The 20,032-nt window shown below is 69.0% G+C and carries 19 protein-coding genes; 14 read left to right on the top strand and 5 right to left on the bottom strand.

From position 1 onward, the window contains the following. Positions 1 to 38: 38 nt before the first annotated feature. Entirely contained in the window at positions 39 to 839 is an 801-nt protein-coding gene (locus ABT313_RS39695) for a siderophore-interacting protein (protein ID WP_350865241.1), read from the bottom strand. Between the two features lie 116 nt (positions 840 to 955). On the opposite strand from ABT313_RS39695, the gene ABT313_RS39690 reads away from it, so the two are divergent. The 5 genes from ABT313_RS39690 (at position 956) to ABT313_RS39670 (ending at position 10,303) form a co-directional block, all read left to right on the top strand. After that, entirely contained in the window at positions 956 to 2,029 is a 1,074-nt protein-coding gene (locus tag ABT313_RS39690; protein WP_350865239.1) for a FecCD family ABC transporter permease, read from the top strand. Continuing rightward, positions 2,026 to 3,063 (top strand): FecCD family ABC transporter permease, encoded by a 1,038-nt coding sequence (locus ABT313_RS39685; protein WP_350865236.1) that lies wholly within the window; start codon positions 2,026 to 2,028, stop codon positions 3,061 to 3,063. The genes ABT313_RS39690 and ABT313_RS39685 overlap by 4 nt, the downstream gene beginning before the upstream one ends. A gap of 2 nt (positions 3,064 to 3,065) precedes the next feature. Beyond that, positions 3,066 to 3,968, top strand: coding sequence for an ABC transporter ATP-binding protein (locus ABT313_RS39680; protein WP_350865233.1), 903 nt, complete (start codon positions 3,066 to 3,068; stop codon positions 3,966 to 3,968). Between the two features lie 138 nt (positions 3,969 to 4,106). After that, complete coding sequence (locus tag ABT313_RS39675; RefSeq protein WP_350865231.1) at positions 4,107 to 5,258, top strand: M48 family metalloprotease; 1,152 nt, start codon at positions 4,107 to 4,109, stop codon at positions 5,256 to 5,258. Further along, positions 5,255 to 10,303 (top strand): AAA domain-containing protein, encoded by a 5,049-nt coding sequence (locus ABT313_RS39670; protein ID WP_350865228.1) that lies wholly within the window; start codon positions 5,255 to 5,257, stop codon positions 10,301 to 10,303. The genes ABT313_RS39675 and ABT313_RS39670 overlap by 4 nt, the downstream gene beginning before the upstream one ends. Here the strand turns inward: ABT313_RS39670 and ABT313_RS39665 are convergent. The 3 genes from ABT313_RS39665 to ABT313_RS39655 all read right to left on the bottom strand — a co-directional run bounded on the left by ABT313_RS39665 (position 10,260) and on the right by ABT313_RS39655 (position 12,268). Further along, positions 10,260 to 10,904: a DUF2238 domain-containing protein gene (locus ABT313_RS39665; RefSeq protein WP_350865225.1), complete on the bottom strand. Its 645-nt coding sequence runs from the start codon at positions 10,902 to 10,904 to the stop codon at positions 10,260 to 10,262. The two genes, ABT313_RS39670 and ABT313_RS39665, sit on opposite strands and share 44 nt — an antisense overlap. A 110-nt stretch (positions 10,905 to 11,014) precedes the next feature. After that, positions 11,015 to 11,386, bottom strand: a complete 372-nt coding sequence (locus ABT313_RS39660; RefSeq protein ID WP_350865222.1) for an FKBP-type peptidyl-prolyl cis-trans isomerase — start codon at positions 11,384 to 11,386, stop codon at positions 11,015 to 11,017. Between the two features lie 21 nt (positions 11,387 to 11,407). Further along, the gene (locus tag ABT313_RS39655) at positions 11,408 to 12,268 is read right to left on the bottom strand and encodes an alpha/beta fold hydrolase (protein ID WP_350865219.1); all 861 of its coding nucleotides are present in this window, start codon (positions 12,266 to 12,268) and stop codon (positions 11,408 to 11,410) included. A 104-nt stretch (positions 12,269 to 12,372) separates the two neighbouring features. On the opposite strand from ABT313_RS39655, the gene ABT313_RS39650 reads away from it, so the two are divergent. Both ABT313_RS39650 and purD read left to right on the top strand, forming a co-directional pair. Beyond that, a complete protein-coding gene (locus ABT313_RS39650; RefSeq protein ID WP_350865852.1) occupies positions 12,373 to 13,089 on the top strand; it encodes a hypothetical protein in 717 nt (238 codons plus the stop codon). 33 nt (positions 13,090 to 13,122) lie between these two features. Beyond that, positions 13,123 to 14,400, top strand: a complete 1,278-nt coding sequence (gene purD / locus ABT313_RS39645; protein WP_350865216.1) for a phosphoribosylamine--glycine ligase — start codon at positions 13,123 to 13,125, stop codon at positions 14,398 to 14,400. A gap of 1 nt (position 14,401) precedes the next feature. Here purD and ABT313_RS39640 read toward each other — a convergent pair whose 3' ends face one another. Next, positions 14,402 to 14,914 (bottom strand): TIGR04222 domain-containing membrane protein, encoded by a 513-nt coding sequence (locus ABT313_RS39640; protein ID WP_350865213.1) that lies wholly within the window; start codon positions 14,912 to 14,914, stop codon positions 14,402 to 14,404. A 45-nt stretch (positions 14,915 to 14,959) separates the two neighbouring features. On the opposite strand from ABT313_RS39640, the gene ABT313_RS39635 reads away from it, so the two are divergent. The 7 genes from ABT313_RS39635 to ABT313_RS39605 all read left to right on the top strand — a co-directional run bounded on the left by ABT313_RS39635 (position 14,960) and on the right by ABT313_RS39605 (position 20,031). Beyond that, on the top strand, positions 14,960 to 15,397 hold the full coding sequence (locus tag ABT313_RS39635; protein WP_350865210.1) for a glutaredoxin domain-containing protein: 438 nt from the start codon (positions 14,960 to 14,962) through the stop codon (positions 15,395 to 15,397). A gap of 48 nt (positions 15,398 to 15,445) precedes the next feature. Further along, positions 15,446 to 15,934 carry a SigE family RNA polymerase sigma factor gene (locus ABT313_RS39630; protein ID WP_130442519.1) on the top strand — a complete coding sequence of 163 codons (489 nt, stop codon included), beginning with the start codon at positions 15,446 to 15,448 and terminating at the stop codon, positions 15,932 to 15,934. Then, a complete protein-coding gene (locus ABT313_RS39625) occupies positions 15,927 to 16,541 on the top strand; it encodes a hypothetical protein (RefSeq protein WP_350865206.1) in 615 nt (204 codons plus the stop codon). The genes ABT313_RS39630 and ABT313_RS39625 overlap by 8 nt, the downstream gene beginning before the upstream one ends. A gap of 24 nt (positions 16,542 to 16,565) precedes the next feature. Beyond that, positions 16,566 to 17,993: an adenylosuccinate lyase gene (purB, locus tag ABT313_RS39620; protein ID WP_502884058.1), complete on the top strand. Its 1,428-nt coding sequence runs from the start codon at positions 16,566 to 16,568 to the stop codon at positions 17,991 to 17,993. Positions 17,994 to 17,996: 3 nt separating this feature from the next. Beyond that, positions 17,997 to 18,353, top strand: a complete 357-nt coding sequence (locus tag ABT313_RS39615; protein ID WP_350865201.1) for a hypothetical protein — start codon at positions 17,997 to 17,999, stop codon at positions 18,351 to 18,353. A 1-nt stretch (position 18,354) separates the two neighbouring features. Beyond that, a complete protein-coding gene (locus tag ABT313_RS39610; protein ID WP_350865198.1) occupies positions 18,355 to 18,747 on the top strand; it encodes a hypothetical protein in 393 nt (130 codons plus the stop codon). A 63-nt stretch (positions 18,748 to 18,810) separates the two neighbouring features. After that, positions 18,811 to 20,031: a bifunctional glycosyltransferase family 2/GtrA family protein gene (locus ABT313_RS39605; protein ID WP_350865195.1), complete on the top strand. Its 1,221-nt coding sequence runs from the start codon at positions 18,811 to 18,813 to the stop codon at positions 20,029 to 20,031. Position 20,032: the final 1 nt, after the last annotated feature.

Here is a 20,032-nt window from a genome sequence, read left to right as displayed (position 1 = left end):
GAGGGCTGGACCTCTGCCCTCCAGCTCTCCCGGATTGCTCAGCAGTGGGCCTCGCCGCGCTTCCAGTAGCCCTGGAAGGAGATCGACGCCTTTGGCATCCCGACGACGTTGACCAGGTGCCGGCGTACCGACTTGATCATCGAGGACTCGCCGGCGACCCAGGCGTAGTCCGCTTCGAACGGCAGCTCCGCCGATTTGAGTGCCTCAAGCAACGACCCGTCCGTGACCCAGGTGACCTCACCAGGCAGCGGCCGCACGTCGGCAACATCCGGTACGGCGATGAACACGGTGGCATGTACGCCGGTCGGCAGCTCCTCGAGGATGCCGGCCACCGCCGGAAGCGCGGTCTCGTCCGCGACCAGGATCCGGCGCACGCTGCTTGCCGGGGGCACGTAGTCGACGCCGGAGTGCAGCAGGCCCTTGGTGCTCGTGGTGTCGACCGCGAACGGCAGCAGCAGGCCGACCTCGTCACCCGGCTGTGCCTCGCTGACCCACGCCGACGCCGGCCCGTTGACCCCGTGCAGGACGAACTCGACGTCGAGCTCGGCGACCTCCGGGCGGAGTGCGCGGATGGTGTACGTCCGCATGATGAAACGGTCGTCGACCGGCTGCGCGCACCATTCGGCGTACCACTCGGGTCCGGACGGCAGCTTGATCGCGGTGCCGTTCGGCGGGGCGAGCAGGACCTTGATCCGCTGGTCCGGGCCGGCCGTCACCGCCTCCGCGATCCGCGGTGCGACGAACGTCACGCGGCGCAGGTGCGGGCTCAGGTCCTCGACGGCCGCCACGGTGGCCAGGAGCGAGTCGAACTCGATCGGTCGCTCGAGCACAGTCGTCATACTGTGGTTTCTCCATAAACATCGCAGGGGGAGACGCAGGGTGCGTACCCGACGGCGGCCGGGTTATGGTGAAGCATCTAGAGGTTAGCCTTACCTAAGAGGATCCCGAAAGTCCAATGCCTCCGCCTACCGCTGTCACCTCCGTCGACCCCGATCTGGCAGCCGCTCCCGCGCGTCCCCGGCGCCGGGCCCGGCGGACCACGCTCGTCCTCGGACTGGTCGGCTGTGTCGTCCTGCTGCTCCTGGTGTGCCTGCTGAGCATCGCGATCGGGTCGAAGCAGATCCCGCTCTCCACGGTGATCGATGCCCTGCGCCACTACGACGAGTCGAACACCGACCACGTGATCGTCCACTCGTTGCGGATCCCGCGGACGCTGATCGGGTTGATGGTCGGCGCCGCGCTCGGGCTGTCCGGGGCGTTGATGCAGGGCGTGACCCGGAACCCGTTGGCCGATCCCGGCATCCTCGGGGTGAACGGCGGGGCGGCGTTGTTCGTTGTCGGGGGCATCTACTGGTTCGGGTTGTCGACGTTGACGGCGTACGTGTGGCTCGCGTTCGCCGGCGCGGCGGCGGCGTCCGTGGCGGTCTACTTCCTCGGGTCGCTGGGGCGGGAGGGCGCGACGCCGGTGAAGCTCGCGCTTGCCGGAGCGGCGCTGACGGCGATGCTCGGATCGTTGACGACGGCCCTGCTGATCGGTGACGTGGACACGTTCGACCAGTTCCGGTTCTGGTCGGTCGGGTCGTTCGCCGGTCGCGGCTCGGACGTGGCGGCGCAGGTGGCGCCGTTCATCCTCGCCGGGATCGTGCTGTCGCTGTTCTGCGGGCGGGTGCTGAACGCGATGTCGCTCGGTGACGATGTGGCGAAGTCGCTCGGTCAGCGGGTCGGACTGGCTCGGTTGTTCGTCGCGGTGGTGGTCGTACTGCTGTGTGGCGCGGCGACCGCGGCGGCGGGGCCGATCGGGTTCGTCGGGTTGACCATTCCGCACGTGGCGCGGCTGGTGACCGGTCCGGACTACCGATGGATCCTGCCGTACTCGATGCTGCTCGCGCCGATCCTGCTGCTCGGTTCGGACGTGATCGGCCGGGTCGTCGCGCTGCCCGGTGAGCTGCAGGTCGGGATCGTCACCGCGGTCCTCGGTGCGCCCTTCTTCATCATCCTGGTACGCCGACGGAAGCTGGCGGACCTGTGACGGCCGAGGCAGTTCAGGTCATCGCCCGGGCGCGCGCCGCCCGGCAGACCCGTTCGCTGGTCGTCATCGTCGCGTTGGCGGTCGTGGTGTTCGCGACGTTCTGCGTCTCGTTGTCGCTGGGTGATTTCAAGATTCCGGTGCTCGATGTCGTGAAGACGCTGTTCGGCGGCGGCGATCATGCGACCGAGTTCATCGTCAACACGCTCCGGTTGCCCAGGGCACTGACCGGCCTCCTCGTCGGTGCGGCGCTGGGCCTTTCCGGCGCGATATTCCAGAGCATCGCCCGCAACCCGCTGGCCAGCCCGGACATCATCGGTGTGACGTACGGCGCCAGCGCGTTCGCGGTGTTCGCGATCGTGACACTCGGCGTCACCGGGGTCGCGGTATCGGCGTTCGCGATCGCCGGCGCGGTGCTGACCGCGTTCCTCATGTACGTGCTCGCCTGGCGGCACGGGGTGTCGAGCTACCGGTTGATCCTGATCGGCATCGGGATCGGTGCGATCGCGACCAGCATCACGTCGTACCTGCTGACGAAGGCGCGGGTGGAGATCGCTCAGCAGGCGCTGATCTGGCTGACCGGGAGCCTGAACGGGCGGGACTGGTCGAACGTACGGTCGCTGGCGATCACGTTCGTCGTACTGCTGCCGTTCATGGTGTTTCTCGTCCAGCAGTTGCGGATCCTGCAGCTCGGCGACGAGACGGCGTACGGGCTGGGGTTGCGGGTGGAGGTGTCGCGGCTCGGGCTGATCGTGATCGCCGTACTGCTCGCCGCGGTGGCTACTGCGGCGGCGGGGCCGATCGGGTTCGTGGCGTTCGTCGCGCCGCCGATCGCGCGGCGGCTGACCCGGTCGCCGGGGCCGGCGATGATCGCGTCCGGGCTGCTCGGGGCGTTGGTGGTGGCGTTGTCGGACCTTGTTGCCCAGCACGCGTTCGGGGACACGCAGTTGCCGGTGGGTGTGGTGACCGGCGTGGTGGGTGCGCCGTACCTGATGTTCCTGCTGGCCCGGGCCAACCGTGTCGGAAGTGGTGGCTGAGGATGGAGAACGTTGTGGAACACAGCTTGGCTGCCGACGGTCTTGCGGTCGGGTACGACCAGCGCGAGATCATCCACGACCTGTCGGTGCGGATCCCGACCGGGAAGATCACGGTCATCGTCGGCGCCAACGCGTGCGGCAAGTCGACGCTGCTGAAGACGCTGGCGCGGTTGCTGAAGCCGTCGCGCGGGACCGCGCTGCTGGACGGCAAGAGCATCCAGCAGATCCCGACACGCGAGGTGGCAACCAAGCTCGGTCTGCTGCCGCAGTCGCCGACCGCGCCGGAGGGGATCACGGTCGCGGATCTGGTCGGCCGCGGGCGGTACCCGCGGACGCGGTGGATCCGGCAGTGGTCGAAGTCCGACGACGAAGCGGTCGCGGAGGCGATGACGTCGACCGACGTACTGTCGATCGCGGACCGGCCGATCGACGAGCTGTCCGGCGGTCAGCGGCAGCGGGTGTGGATCGCGATGGCGCTGGCGCAGGAGACCGACATCCTGCTGCTGGACGAGCCGACGACGTTCCTCGACCTGACCCACCAGTTCGAAGTCCTCGATCTGCTGGTCGACCTGAACAAGTCCGACGACCGGACGATCGTGCTCGTGCTGCACGACCTCAACCAGGCCTGCCGCTTCGGCGACCACCTGATCGCGATGAAGGACGGCGACATTGTTGCCGAGGGCAACCCGGCCGAGGTGATCACCGAGGACGTGGTGCAAGACGTGTTCGGCCTGGCCGTGAAGGTCGTCCCGGACCCGGTCGCCGGCACCCCGATGGTCGTGCCGATCGGCCGCCACACCACTCGGGACGACACTCCCGTTGCAAACGGCCAGTCCAACCCGGCAGCTGCGGCGTTGGCCGCGAGCGCTGCAGCCAACGGGATCTGCCGCCCGTCAGCCAGCTGATCGGGTCGTAAGGACAGGAAGTGGTGGGTCATCGCGCCTGCTGATCACGCGGCTCAGGCGTGCCGGCCGGCGGCTGGGAGGACTACCTCCTGTCGTTAGCGCGGCTTTTCGTCGGTCAGGGTGGTTATGGTTGCCGGCATGTTGTCCGTGCTTGGGTATCACCGGGCTGTCCTGGCGGTTGTTCGCCGGGCAGATGAGCGTGCCTGGACGGCGTTGCTCGGTGGGCCGGAGGGGGACCTCGGCGACGTACTGTTGCGGAACGCGTACCGTCTGGAAGAGGACGCACATCCCGTCGTCCACCGGGCGGGGCGGCGCGCAGCTGACGCGCTCGGGGTGACTGCGGACGTCGAGTACTTCCAGGTCAGTGGTGAGCCCAACGCGGCGTACATCCACCAGGTCAGGCCGGTCATTCTGTTCCAGGGGCCCTTGCTCGATCGGCTGGATGAGGACGAGCTGACGGCGGTGATCGGGCATGAGCTCGCGCACCGGCTGTTGTGGGAGGCCGAGGACGGCGGGTACCTCGCCGTCGACCGGCTGCTCGACGCGGCAGCTGCTGACGCGCGGACGCCGTCGCAGTACCTCGAGACCCATCGCCGGTGGTCGCTGGCGACCGAGCTGTTCGCGGACCGGGGTGCGCTGACTGCGTGTGGCGACCTGAGTACGACGGTCCGCGCGTTGCTGAAGCTGGAGACCGGCCTGAGTACTGCGGACCCCGCGGCGTACCTGCGCCAGGCGGAGTCGCTCGATCTGCGCTCGGGAAGTCGTGGGACGACGCATCCGGAGGCTGTCGGACGGGCCTGGGCGTTGAAGAACTGGGTCGACGGTGAGTACGTCGAGGAGCTGGTGACTGGGCCGCTCGACGTGGATGCGCCGGATCTGCTCGACGCGGTGGTGCTGCGCGAGCTCAGCCGTGACTTCGCAGCCGTGATCGCGCAGACCGAAGGCTTACGGACCGACGCGGTTGCGACGGCGGCTGCCGGATTCGCGGACGGTCCGGGCGAACCGGCGGGAACTGTGCGGTTCGATGAGCCGTTGACAGTGCGTCCGGTCGATGGGGCGCCGATGCCGCGACCGAGACCGCTGGCGGCGGCGACCAAGCGGTACCTGTGTTACCTGCTGCTCGATCTCGCGACCGCCGATCCGGACGCCGGCGACGCCGGACTCGTCGCGTCGCTGGCCCTCGCGCGGCGCTCGGGGCTGCCGGGGTACGTCGACGTCGCGGACGACGAGCTGGGATGGAGCGACAAGCAACGCGCAAGGTTCGTGCAGGCCTCGGAGGTGGTCGGATGAGCGCTGAGGATCTCGTCGCGCTGGCCGTCTCCCAAGGCGGGCTGGGTAACGATGCGTTGCTGGCTGCGGTGCTGCCGTTGTTCCACGAGACGGCCGCCGTGCATGAGCGTGGGCTGGTCGCCCCGTTGCGTGGTCTGGATCGGATCGTCGTCGACGAGCAGAACCGGCTCGGCTTCGCGCCTGCGGACGCGGGCCGGCCGACGCTCGCGGTGCGCGAGCTGGACGCCCGGCAGGGGTCGCGGCCGACGGCTGTCGAGGTCGTGACGCACCGGCAGTCCGACTTCGACCTGGGTGAGAGCGGCGGCGGGCAGGAGAAGACCGTCGTGCCCGAGCCGGTGCCGGATGCGATCACGGCGCCGACGCTGGTGGCGGGCTGGCAGAGTTGGGAACACGTGCTCGGTCACCACGATCAGCTCACCGACATCTTCAGCCTCGGGCAGTTGCTGCTCGGGCTCGGCTGCGGTCTCGACCTGTCCCGGACCGCGGACGTCGCCACTCTGATCGATGCCCGAGGCAACTTGTACCGGCTGGATCCGGATCTGCACCCGGTGATCGTCTCGGTCGCGGCGCAGATGGTCGAGCCGGACCGGCACCGGCGCGCGCAGGACCTGCCTTCGCTGATCGAGCAGCTGGAGAACTACCGCGATCAGCCGCTGGACTTCGACGTCGAGGCGATCGTGCGGGGCGCGGCGGACCGGCGTACGGCGGTGTTGGGCGCGTTGCGGGACCGGCTGTTCGACCTGTCGCGACGCAACCGGCTGATCAACTTCCGCCCGACCGCCCAGACGCTGAACCTCACCGAGGTGTCGGTGCCGTTGATGCTCGACGTCCGGACGATCCGCTCGGAGCAGCTCTTCACGTGGCGGGACGAGCTCGCGGGCGAGCTGCTGAAGAAGGCGCAGCCACTGGGGAAGTGGATCCGGTACGACGAGGCGCCGTACGCCGCGAACACCTTGGACAAGCTGATCTCGACGGCTCGTCGCGATCGGGCCGACTACGGGCAGGACCAGCTGAGGCTGGTGCCGGCGTTCCTGCGGTGGCATGACCTGAAGAACGACCGGGACACGCGGATCGCGTCGCCGCTGGTGCTGGCGAAGGTGGAGCTGACGCGGAAGCGCGGCGTACGGGATTCGTACACGTTGCGGGTCACCGATCCGATCGCCGAGGTCAATCCGACGCTGCGGCACAGTTTGCGGGTCTTGTACGGGATCACGTTGCCGGAGACCGTCGACCTGTCGTCGCCGGGTGCGCTGCGGCAGTTGCACGAGCGGTTGGCGAAGGAGATCCAGGCGACCGAGCCGGGGCTGCAGCTGCATCTGCGGGAGAAGCTGCGGATCGATCTGGTGCGGCAGCGGGCGATGACCCGGCTGCGCACGTACAACCGGCGGCGGCGCGGGAACGTGGCGACGGGGTTCGGCGGGAAGCAGTACCCGTACTCGTATCGACGTACGGACTATCAGCCGCTGGGTGTGCAGATCTATCGGACGCAGATCGCTGAGCAGACGCTGCCGCTGGGGATCGCGCTGGGTGAGGCGCCGCGGCCTGCGCGGGCTCTCGAGACTGATGTGTATTCGATGGACACCGAGGGCGGGCCGTACTCGTGGGACGTCGATCTGTGCGCGGTCTCGCTGGCGAACTTCAACTACCGGACGCTGGGGTTGGTCCGCGATTACGACGATCTGCTGACGAGCGGGGAGTCGGCGGCGTCGTTCGAGCAGCTGTTCTCGGACCGTCCGCGACCGATCGGGAGTACGCCGCCGGAGTTGGCGCCGGCTGATCGGCATCTCGTCGTACCGGCCGATGGTTCGCAGGTGGCGGCGATTGCTCGTGCGCGGCGGGGCGAGAGCTTCGTGATCCAGGGGCCGCCCGGAACGGGCAAGTCGCAGACGATCACGAACCTGATCGCCGACTTCGTTGCGCGGGGGAAGCGTGTGCTGTTCGTCTGTCAGAAGCGGGCGGCGCTCGATGTGGTGCATGCGCGGTTGGCGAGTCGGCGGTTGGACGGGTTGTGTGCGCTCATCCACGACTCCCAGGGCGACAAGAAAGCGTTCGTCCACGGGCTGCGCGAAACCTACGAGTCCTGGCTGTCTGCCGAGGACGACCTGGACACGCTCACCACCCGCCGAGCCGACCTAACTGCCCGCGTAGACCGCTTGCTGTCCACAGTCGCCGCCTTCGAACACCAGCTGTCTGCCGGAGACCCGCCCCTCCGCGACCTAGTCAACCGCCTCGCCGAACTCCACACCCACGCCTGGACTCCAGAGTCTGTGGTGCCTGAGGTTGGGGAGTGGTGGCAGGCGCGGGACGCCGTGCGCGAGGTGGCCCGGGAGCTGGCCTCGGCGGCTCCGGCGACTGGCGGCGTGCTCGCACGAAGCTCGCTCGCGTTCGTCGCGAGCAAGCACTGGGACGACACCGACGTCACTGTCGCCGCACGCGATCTCCGCGCACGATGGGACGCGGTAGCGACCGCGTTGGTGGCGCTCGACGCGCCGGGTGCCGTCGCCGCTGCGGCGCCACCTCCCCACCAGGCCGCGGCCGTGGGCGGCGGCGGTGTGCAGGAAGTGCGTGGGTTGGCTCGGTTGGGGCGGGTGGTGGAGCCGTTGGTGGGGGTGGATCGGGTGGGCGCGATTGTGCCTCGGTCTGATGTGGCTCGGGAGTTGGCGGCTGCTGGGGTTGAGCGGCAGCAGTTGGTGGTGGCTGCGGAGGCGGCCTGGAGGGAGGCCGCGGGGTGGAGCGAACCGCTGGCGCCGGCGGACGCGCGATCGGCGTTGAAGGTTGCTCAGGGCAAGGAAGGTGGGATCTTCTCGTTCTTGAGCGGTGATTGGCGACGGGTGAAGAGCCTCGTCCGCGCCCGCTTCGACGCGACCGGCCGCGCCGTGCAGCCATCGATCACCGACACCCTCACCGACCTGGTTGCCGCGCAGTCCGCCTCGGCAGCCGTCGAGCAGCACACCGAGCAGACCCGCCGCGACTGGGCGGTCGACGACCCGCGCGAACTGATCGACCAACTCGCAGCTGCCCGCAAGGCCGTCCCCGACTGGCAGCTCGTACTCCGCGACGGCGCGCCCGCCGAGCTCTCCCGCCTGGCCGACGCGCTCGACCAGGCCGAAGAACCAACCCAGGACCTCCTCGCCGACCACTGGGACACGCTGACGGTCGACGGCCTCCGCGACCTGGCCGACCGGCTCGTCGCCGAGGGTCCCGTCGTACGTGCGGTCGGCCCCAAACTGCGCGACCTCGCGACCGCCCCGCCCGCGGTCCTCACCGCCCTCCGGCGACTCGACGCCACACCCGACCAGCTCGAGTACGCCGTCTGTGCCGCCGAGTGGGAACGCGCCCGCGCGGCCGCACCCCTGCAACTCTCCTCGGCCCGAGTCGACGCGATCGTCGGCGAACTGAGCATGGTGTACGACGACCTGACCGAGCTCAACGCCCAGGTCGTCACCGCCCAGGTCCGCCGCCGCTTCCTCGCCGAGGTTGCGCACTCCGAGCAGAGCGTCACCGGGATGTCGCCTGCGGACCGCGAACGCAAGAAGACCTTCGCGACCGGCCGGCGCGAGCTGGAACACGAGTTCGGCAAGGTCATGCGGTACCGCTCGATCCGCGACCTCGCCTCCGGCGCGCCCGGCGAGGTGGTCTCGGTCCTCCGGCCGGTCTGGCTGATGAGCCCGTCCTCGGTCTCCGAAACGTTGCCCTTGACAACTTCGTTCGATGTTGTCGTCTACGACGAAGCCAGCCAGATCCCTGTGGAGGAGGCGATCCCGGCACTGCACCGCGCACCGCAGGTGATCGTCGTCGGCGACCAGATGCAGCTCCCGCCGACGCAGTACTTCCGCGTGCGGACCGCCGACGAGGAGCTGGACGTCGAGGACGAGGCGGCCGAGCAGGTCGGGATAGCGCTGACGGAGGACAGCTTCCTCTCGATCAGTGCGCTGCGGCTGGCGTCGACGATGCTGACCTGGCACTACCGGAGCCGGTCCGAGGCGCTGATCTCTTTCAGCAACTCCGCGTTCTACCAGGGCAAGCTCGCGACCGTGCCGGATCGGCTGCCACCGCATCCGGCGCCGCCGTGGACGGTGCGGTCGGATTCGCCGATGGTGTCCGAGGTCTGCGACAGCATGCTGGCCGGCAGCATCACCGCGGTCCGGCTCGTCGACGGCGTGTACGTCCGGCGTACCAATCCGGCCGAGGCGCGGTGGATCGCGGCGTTGGTGCGGGAGACGTTGCTCCGGCAGACCGGGAAGAGCCTGGGGATCGTCGCGTTCTCCGAGGCCCAGCAGGGCGAGATCGAGCGGGCGCTGGACGAGTTGGCAGAGGCGGACCCGGAGTTCGCCACGCTGTACGAGGCGGAGCAGGTGCGGACGCACGGCGAGCAGGACGCCGGCCTGTTCGTGAAGAACCTCGAGAACGTCCAGGGCGACGAGCGAGACATCATCCTGATGAGCGTCTGCTACGGCGCCGGTCCGGACGGCCGGATGCTGATGAACTTCGGCCCGATCAACACCTCCGGCGGCGAGAAGCGCCTGAACGTCATCTTCAGCCGCGCCCGTGAGCACATGGTGATCGTCAGCAGCATCGAGCCCGAGGCGATCACCAACACCTACAACGACGGCGCCAACACCCTGCGGCGGTTCCTCGCGTACGCCACCGCAGTCTCCCGAGGGGACAACCTGGCCGCGAAGGCCGCGCTGACGCCGTACGCCGTGAAGGCTCCGGCGTCAGCACGACCGAGTGCTGTGATCGAGCAGCTCGCGGCGGCGCTCGAAGCACGTGGCGTCGACGTGGACACGGCCGTTGGGGAGTCGGTGTTCCGTTGCGATCTCGCGCTCAAGTTGCCCGGCGAAGCCGGCCATCGCCTTGCGGTACTCGTGGATACGCCTGACCGCGTTGCCTCGGACACCCTGCTGGAACGGCTGACCACTCACCCCAGCGCCCTGACCACCACGGGCTGGCGAGTCCGCCACGTCCTGACCACCGACTGGACCCGCTCGCCGGAGACGGTCACCTCGCAGCTGATCGACGCCCTTCACCGTCCGGCAGACTGATGCGGACTTGGTAGACGATCAGTCCGGCCAGCAGTGCGCCCATCGTGCCGAGGGCGAGATCGCCGAGAGTGTCGGTGTACGCCGTCTGTAGCTCGGGGGAGTTGCGGACGAAGGCGACGTACTCGCCCAGCTCCCACACGACCGCCGCGGTGGCGCCGAAGCCGAGAGCCACGAACGCGGTGAGCCCCCGGGACAGTCCGCGGGGCGCGAAGGCGAGCAGGACACCCACGGTGAGGAAACCCCAGAGGATGAAGTGCATCGCGTCGTCCCACCAGTCGACGGTGTCGAACAGGTTGAGCCGGTTGCCGATCAGGTCGATCAGCCACGGCAGCGTCATCAACAGATCCGCAGGCCACGGGAACGTGCTGTGGAGTTTGCTGCGCGTCCGGCCGTAGGCCCACCACCACAGCGGAAGCACCATTGCGCCGATCGGGTACACGACCAGGCGGGCGGTCGAGGCCTTGCCCTTGATCCCGCTCAGGTCCGGCCAGATCAGGGCCGAGAGCAACAATGCGAACAGCAGCACCTTGGCGGCCAGGGCGGCGTACCGCAGCCAGCCGGCCCGGGCACTCCGAACCGTGGTCACAGTCATCGTCGTCATGCCTCCCAGTCAATCGGGCCGCTGGGCGAGGCGGATGAGTACAACTACGCGAGAACCCCCGCGACTCCGTCATTGTGACGGAGTCGCGGGGGTTCCGAACAGCGTTTGATTCAGCTGACGCTGATGAGGTCCACCACGAAGATCAGGGTCTCGCCCGGCTTGATCGCGTTGCCGGCGCCGCGGTCGCCGTACCCCAGGTGCGGCGGGATGACCAGCTTGCGGCGGCCGCCCACCTTCATGCCCTGGACGCCGGTGTCCCAGCCCTGGATGACCTGGCCGACGCCGAGCTGGAACGCCAGCGGGGCGCCCCGGTTGTACGACGCGTCGAACTCCTCGCCGGTCGAGTGGGCCACGCCCACGTAGTGCACGTTGACCCGCGAACCGGCCTTCGCCTCGTCGCCGTCGCCAACGGTGATGTCGGTGATCTCGAGATCCGCCGGCGGCGGCCCGTCCGGAAAGTCGATCTCTGGCTTCTCAGTCATACCTTCCAGCTAACCAGATGGTCAGCCGAGGACCTGGCGCAGGGTGGCGGCGAACTCCTCCGGCTTGCCCGGCTGGCCGTACTCGTTGCCGAGGAAGCCGCCGTGGCCGCTGGGGAACGTGACCGGATCCAGGCCGAGCCGTGCCGCCGCAGCCTTGCCGCCGCGCGCAGCCATCTGGTTCGCCGACTCCTCGCCGACACCGATGACGATCCGCTCCTTCGCCTTGCCCAGCGCGTCGAAGTCGGGCTGGTACGACGTGCAGCCGCGAAGGTTCTGGCCGAGGAGGGCGTCGTTGCGGGAACCGTCGTCCTGCGTCGGGAGGCCGAACATCGCCGGGTCCGGAGCGGGCTGCTGTGTGTAGTCGGCGGGAACCTCTCCGTCGTACCCGACGAAGGCGATGAACTTCGCCATCCCGGCGCCCATGCCGTCGCGCTGGTACGTCGCGTACATATCGGCGACCGCGGCCAGGGCTGCCTCGCTGTCGGGGAGGATCGCGGCCAGCGGCGGCTCGTGGGCGACCAGGGTGTTGATGAGGTCAGGACGCTTCGCGGTCAGGGCCAATGCGTTCACCGCACCGCCGCTGCTGGCGAAGATGTCGACCGGGCCGGCGTCGAGGTGCTCGATGAGCGCTGCGAGGTCCGCGGCGTGGTCGTCGGGGGACAGCTCGGTGATCTCACCGGTGCGGACGCTCCGCTCGACGCCGCGCGGGTCGTACGTCACGACGGTGCGGTCGGCGAAGTGCGAGGCCAGGGTCGGGAATCCGCTCGCGCCCATCGGTGAGCCGATCATCAGCAGCACCGGGCGGTTCGCGAGGTCGCCGCGAACGTCGTACGTCAGCGTGGCTCCGGGCACGTCGAGCGTCTGGGTCACAGGCTCTGGCATCACAGCTCCTCTGGTCGGTCTCGTGATCGTGAGCCTAGACCGCGGTGGGCGGACGGAACAGGAACTCAACCGGAACCCGATCGGCACTAAAGTTGCCCTCCGTGATGAAGACGCTCGCTCTGGTGATCGGCCTGTCCGCGGTCCTGACACCGGTCGTCGCTGTGGCGGATCCGCCGAGCTCCGGCGCGGAGACCTATGCGCAGTACTCGCTGATGTTCGAGAAGTCAGCCGGTCAGTACTTCGCCGGCGGGACCGCTGCCGGCCAATGGGCCTGGACCCCGCTGAGCGCCACCGAGTCCGACATCTCCTGGGGCGACCCCAAGGCCTGGCCCCCGAAGTCCGCCGAGCACTTCGTCCACGACGGCGACTGGGTCCTCCTCGACGGTTACAACGACGGCGCCGGCCGCCCGCTGACCCAGATCCAGCGCGTCACGACCGAAACCATGGGCGACGCGAACTGCAACAGCATGCAACCCGTCCCGTCGAACGGCGGCCGCCAGCACTACGTCAAATGGACCGTTCCCGCCACCGGCTACTGTCTCGACGCCACCGGCACGATCAAACCGCCGAACGGCACGACGACCGTCAACTTCCGCCACCTGCAGAAGTGGTCACCGCCGCACGCGTGCTCCAACCCGTACTTCACCGGCCAGATCTGCATCACCCAGTTCGAGCAATGGTGGGACGACAATCAGCACCCGTACTCCCTCCAGCTGAGCCGCACGGTCGAGCTGGCCCGCGGCCTGGGAATGGCCTTCACGAACCGAACCACCGTCCCCCTGACCTGGAACGCCGACGGCCGCTTCTACTGGCACTACTAGAGCAGTGCCGTCGGCACGCTAGGCTGAGCGCCCGTGAAGGTTTTGGTGGTCGGGTCCGGTGGTCGTGAGCACGCGCTGGCCTGGGCGTTGACCCAGGACCCCGAGGTCGAGCAGGTGGTAGCGGCGCCGGGTAACCCGGGGATCGCCGCGTTGCGCCCCGCGCACGACGGTCAAACGGTCGTTTGCCGGGCAGTGGATATCGAGGACCACGACGCGGTCGTCGCACTCGCACAGGAGCTCGAAGCGGACCTGGTGGTCGTCGGTCCGGAGGCCCCGCTGGTGGCCGGGCTGGCCGACCCGCTGCGGGATGCCGGTATCGCGGTGTTCGGCCCGTCGCGCGAGGCTGCGCAGATCGAGGGCTCGAAGGCGTTCGCGAAGGACGTGATGGCGACGGCGAGCGTGCCGACCGGGCGCGCGTACGTGTGCACGACGCCCGAGGAGGCCGCGACAGCGATCGACGCGTTCGGGCCGCCGTACGTCGTGAAGGACGACGGGCTCGCCGCGGGCAAGGGCGTTGTGGTCACGTCGGACCGCGAGGAGGCGCTCGCACACGCGGCCCAGTGTGAGCAGGTGCTGATCGAGGAGTTCCTGGACGGCCCTGAGGTGTCGCTCTTCGCGATCACCGATGGCACCACGGTGCTCCCGATGCAGCCGGCGCAGGACTTCAAGCGCCTCGCCGACAACGACGAGGGTCCCAACACCGGCGGCATGGGCGCGTACACGCCGTTGCCGTGGGCACCGGACGACTTGGTAGCCGAGATCACCGAGAAGGTCCTGCAGCCGACGATCGACGAGCTCCGCCACCGCGGTACGCCGTTCAGCGGCCTCCTGTACGCCGGTCTCGCGCTGACGTCACGCGGCGTCCGGGTGATCGAGTTCAACTGCCGCTTCGGCGACCCGGAGACGCAGGCCCTGCTGCCGATGCTGAAGACCCCGCTTGGCGGTCTGCTGCTCGCCGCCGCCACCGGGAAGCTGGCGGACCAGGGCGACCTGAGCTGGCGGGACGCGGCGTCGGTCGCGGTGGTCGTCGCCGCGAAGAAGTACCCGTCCAGCCCGCGCAAGGGCGACCCGATCGCCGGTGTCGAGCAGGCCGAGAGCGACGACGTACGAGTCTTCCACGCCGGTACGGCGCTCGAGGATGAGGAACTCGTCACCTCCGGAGGCCGTGTGCTGGCGGTGAGCGCCGTCGGAAAGGACCTCGCCGAGGCCCGCCAACGCGCGTACGCCGCGGTCGGTCAGATCCTGATCAAGGGCTCGCAGCACCGCACCGACATCGCGCTCAAGGCCGAGCGCGGCGAGATCACCGTCTGACCTACCCAGCGGTCCAGGTGCCCGGCGAGGGCCCGATGGAGCCGTCGACGGTGTTGTCGCGTACCGGCTTGATCGAGGCGACCTTGGGCATCTCCGGGAGCGGGTGCTCGACGACCTCGCGGAGCTGTGCGTCCTCGATCCCCGCTGCACCGAGGACGGCAACCCGCCGGAGCCCGCTGCCGGGACGCGCGGCCAGGTCGCGGTACGTCGAGCTGAACCAGCGCAGGAACCGGAGCTGGCCCTTCGCCCGGACCGCGGCGTCGAGGCCCGCGACCTCCTTCGTGGCTGCTAGCCGCACTAGGAACTCGGCGACGCCGAGCCCGCTATCCGGGACCAGGGCGAGCGCGGCGGCCTCGACCGGGTACGTCGACTCCGTGCGGGCCACCTTCACCCGTTGCCGCTTGTAAGCGATCTCCAGCCGACCGTCGGCGGCCAGCGCCACCAGGGTGACCAATGCGGCTCGCTCCGCACCACCGACCAGCCAGGCGACCTCGTATGCCGTCAGTGTCTCCATTCCGCCATGGTGCTGGCTGCGCAGGTCAGACTGTGCTCTGGTTTCATGTTGGTTGTGTTGCGGAGTTGGGGGACCGGCGTGGTCGTGCTGGCCGCTGGGGTTGTGCTCGCGGTGATTACGTGGGCGGGCGGTTCGCCGGGTGGTGCTGTGACACAGTTGGTGCTGTTCGCGGCGCTGGCGGCGGCGTTCTCGCCGCTGGCGTTTCCGCGCTCGATCAGCGCCGCTGGAGCCGCGAAGGCGGGAAAACCGATCATCTACTGGCGACCTGGCTGTCAGTACTGCCTCCGGATGCGGTTCGTGCTGCTCGGAGCAGCCCGCAGGGCGTCCTGGGTGAACATCTGGACCGATCCCGAGGCGGCCGCGGCGGTGCGGGCGGTGGCCGACGGGAACGAGACCGTTCCGACCGTGGTGCTGGATGGGGAGAGCCGGGTGAACCCCGGACCGGGCTGGGTACGGGAGCGATTGACCGGGCGCTCCGGCTAGCCCGAAACTCGATGGAACCGAATCGGAACCTCAGGGGTGTAGGTGGGTATGGAGACGGAGGGGCTGCGGGAGTTCTACCGCGCGCACCAGCCACGGCTGGTCGGGGTGATCTCGCTGCTGACCGGGTCGCGGGCCGAGGCGGAAGACATCGTCCAGGAGGCGTTCGTCCGGCTGGTGCCCCGGTGGCAGAAGGTCTCACGGTACGACTCTCCGGAGGCCTGGGTGCGCCTGGTCGCCGTACGGCTTGCCGCGAACCGGCACCGGGACGGCAACAGGTTCACGCAACTGTTCCACCGGCTGCCGGCGGAACACGTCCCGGACCCCGCCGACAGGTACGCCGGTGATCTCGAGCAGGCTCTCGCCGGCCTGCCGATGCCGACCCGGCAGGTCGTCGTCCTCCATTACGTCTGTGACCTGAGCGTGGCTCAGGTGGCGGACACGCTCGGGATCGCGGAAGGCACGGTCAAATCGCGCCTGTCCCGCGCCCGGGACGCCCTGTCCGATTCATTGCTGTTGAGGAGTGACGACCATGCCTGATCTGCAAGAGGACCTGCAGGCCCTGGCGGACCGCAAGGCTGCTGAGTCCGCCGGTGACTTCGACTCCGTCCTGACCGCGGCCCGTTCCCGCAAGCGCCGGATGACCGCCGGCCTGACCGTCCTCGGCGCGGCCGTCGTGGTCGGCGCCGTCGCGGTCGTCCCGACCCTGCGGCCCGCGCACAACACGCCGGTGGCCGACAGCCCGGTCCCGACGAACATGGTCGCCCCGCCCGAGGTCTCGGTCCAGCCGAACCCGGCCCCGGTCGAGAAGGCGGGTCCGCTGACGCTGACCTCGGCGAAGGCGCTCGTCGCCGGCGGCCAGGTCGTCGCCTCGTTCCCGGACAAGCAGGTCCGCAACGTGACCTTCACGCTCGCGTCGGCGGCCAAGCCGGACGTGCCGCTGTACACGCTGGTCGCCAAGGTCCCGGGCGACGCGACCACGCCGTACTCGATGCGGGTCGTCCCGGGTGAGTCCGGGATCGCGATCCCGCAGTACACCAGCGCCGGGCCGTACACGCTGGCCCTGCCCAAGGGTCTCGCCGCCGGGTCGTACCAGGTCTGCACGCTGTCCGGCACCAAGCTCTGTGGTCTGGTGACCGTCGGCTAGTCGCTGTCTGGGAGAATGGGGCTTGTGACCAAGCCCCTGATCCCCAATGTTCTCGCCGCGCGCTACGCCAGTCTGTCGATGGCGGAGCTGTGGTCACCGGAGCACAAGATCGTGCTCGAGCGGAAGCTCTGGGTGGCGGTGCTGAAGGCCCAGAAGCAGCTCGGGGTCGAGGTTCCGGACGGGGTCGTCGAGGACTACGAGCGGGTGATCGACCAGGTCGACCTGGCGTCGATCGCGGCCCGGGAGCGGGTCACGCGGCACGACGTGAAGGCGCGGATCGAGGAGTTCAGCGCGCTCGCCGGGCACGAACACATCCACAAGGGGATGACGAGTCGTGACCTGACCGAGAACGTCGAGCAGCTCCAGATCCGCGCCGGCCTCGAGCTGGTCCGGGACCGCGCGGTGGCGACCGCCGTTCAGCTCGGTCAGAAGGCCGCCGAGCACGCCTCGCTGGTAATGACCGGCCGCTCCCACAACGTCGCCGCGCAGGCGACCACGCTGGGCAAGCGGTTCGCATCGGCCGCGGACGAGCTGCTGGTCGCGATCGCGCGGATCGAGGAGCTGATCGAGCGGTATCCGCTGCGCGGCATCAAGGGCCCGGTGGGTACGTCGCAGGACATGCTCGACCTGTTCGGCGGCGACGCGACGAAGCTGGCCACGCTGGAGACCACGATCGCGCAGCACCTGGGCTTCAGCCACACGCTGACCAGCGTCGGCCAGGTGTACCCGCGGTCGCTCGACTACGAGGTCGTGTCGGCGCTGGTGCAGCTGGCCGCCGGGCCGTCGAGCCTGGCGACGACGATCCGGCTGATGGCAGGGCACGAGCTGGTCACCGAAGGCTTCAAGGAGGGCCAGGTCGGCTCGTCCGCGATGCCGCACAAGATGAACACCCGGTCCTGCGAGCGGGTCAACGGTCTCGCGGTGATCCTTCGCGGTTACGCGTCGATGACCGGTGAGCTGGCCGGCAACCAGTGGAACGAGGGTGACGTCTTCTGCTCCGTCGTACGGCGGATTGCGCTGCCGGACGCGTTCTTCGCGCTGGACGGGCTGTTCGAGACGTTCCTGACCGTCCTCGACGAGTTCGGGGTGTATCCGGCGGTCGTGTCGCGCGAGCTCGAGCGGTACCTGCCGTTCCTGACCACGACCAAGGTGCTGATGGCCGCCGTGAAGAACGGCGTCGGCCGGGAGACCGCGCACGAGGTGATCAAGGAGCACGCGGTCGCTACCGCGCTCGACCTGCGCAAGGGCCTGGCCGGGAACGACCTGTTCCACCGCCTCGGTGTGGACGGGCGGCTCGGGCTGACCGAGGAGCAGATCGTCGGCATCGTCGGCGAGCCGCTGACGTTCACCGGCGCGGCCGTCGCCCAGGTCGGAGTCGTCGTCGGGAAGATCGACGATCTCGCGAAGCGCTACCCGGAGGCGGCCGCCTACACGCCGGGTGACATCCTCTAACCCGTGTTCGCACCGCTCACCTGGTTCCTGGTCGCGCTGTCGCTGGCTGCGGCCGTGTTCGCCGTCGTCCTCGCGGCCCGCGACAAGCGGATCAACTGGACCTTGCTCGGCATGCTCGGGGTGATCGAGGTCGCGCTGCTGGCCCAGCTGGTCGTCGGCATCGTGCAGCTGAGCGGGACCACCCGGGATGTGTCCGGACCGTTCTTCGTCGGCTACCTGATCGGCTCGCTGATCATCCTGCCGATCGGCGCGTTCTGGGCGCTCGCGGAGAGCAGCCGCTGGGGTGCCGGCGCGCTGGCCATCGCCTGCGTCGTGATCCCGATCCTCGAGCTCCGGCTGTACGACGTGTGGACGGCCTGAGATGACCGATCCCGCAGCGACCAAGCACGGCCCGGGCCGGATCCTGATCGCGGTGTACGGCGTGTTCGCGCTGGCCGCCACCGCGCGGGCCGGCGTACAGATCGCGACCAAGTTCAGCGATGCGCCGATCGCGTACCTGCTGTCGGCCGTTGCCGCGATCATCTACTGCGCGGCGACGTTCGCGTTGGCGAAGGCAACGAACGTGTCCCGCAAGGTCGCCACGACCGCAATCGCGATCGAGCTGATCGGCGTGCTCGCGATCGGCGCGTTCAGCTACGCCGTACCGGACGACTTCCCGGACGCGACCGTATGGTCGCACTTCGGCCAGGGCTACGGCTTCGTCCCGGTCGTACTGCCAGTTCTCGGACTGCTCTGGCTGCGTCGCACGCGGTAACTGCCAGCGAACTGCCAGCCACGCGCAGGGGCTGGCACAGGTTGACCGGACAGCATCGGTGTCATGCAGATTCCAGGTCACCCTCGGGTCGAGATCGTCGTACCCGTCAAGAACGAGGAGAACGACCTCGGACCGAACATCAGACGGTTGCGGGAGTTCCTCGACACCGCTTTCCCGTTTCCGGCCGAGGTCTGCATCGCGGACAACGGAAGTACGGACGCGACCTATGAGATCGGCATGCTGCTCGCGAGCGAGCTGCCCGGGGTCCGGATCGTCCGGCTCGAGCAGTCCGGCCGCGGCCGCGCGCTGAAGCAGGTCTGGTCCGCGAGCAACGCTGAGGTGCTCGCGTACATGGACGTCGATCTGTCCACCAATCTGAACGCCCTGCTCCCGCTGGTGGCACCGCTGCTGGCCGGGCACAGTGATGTTGCCATCGGCACCCGGTTGGCGAAGAGCTCCCGGGTGGTCCGGCGGCCGAAGCGTGAGTTCATCTCGCGCTCGTACAACCTGTTGCTGCGGGCAACGCTGAGTGCGCACTTCTCGGACGCGCAGTGCGGCTTCAAGGCGATCCGCGCCGACGTGGCCCACCAGCTGCTGCCGCTGATCGAGGACACCAGCTGGTTCTTCGACACCGAGCTGCTGGTGCTGGCCGAGAAGGCCGGCCTGCGGATCCACGAAGTACCGGTGGACTGGGTCGACGACCTCGACTCCCGGGTGGCGATCGCGAAGACGGTCGGCGAGGATCTGCGGGGGATCGCTCGCCTGATGCGCAGCCGCGTCGACCTCGAGCCGGTCCGGCAGAAGTACGGCCGGCCACGGATCCTCGACCCCCGGACGGCGATGGCGGCCCGGGTACTGCGCTTCTGTGCGGTCGGCGTGCTGAGTACGGCGGCGTACGCGCTGCTCTATCTCGTGCTGCGTCAGGGGATGCCGGCCCAAGTGGCGAACCTCCTGTCGCTGCTGATCACAGCCGTCGGCAACACCACGCTGAACCGCCGGATCACGTTCGGCGTACGCGGTGTGGAGGGGCGTTGGCGGCACCAGCTGCGCGGCCTCGTTGCCTTCGGCATCGGCTGGAGCCTGACCGCGGCGTCGCTCTGGCTGTTGCACACGGCAATCGCCGTACCGCATCAAGCGGTGGAGATCACCGTGCTGACCATCGCGAACCTGGCCGCGACCGTGGTCCGGTTCAGCCTCTTCCAGACGTGGGTGTTCGACGACGACGCGCCTACCTTGCCCGCCTTCGAACCCCCAGCGGTTCTCGACCAGACCCGGAGCAACTGAC

Origin of the sequence: Kribbella sp. NPDC000426, assembly GCF_040300265.1 — a bacterium.
GTDB lineage: Bacteria > Actinomycetota > Actinomycetes > Propionibacteriales > Kribbellaceae > Kribbella.
This window is presented reverse-complemented; position numbering and strand designations above follow the sequence as displayed.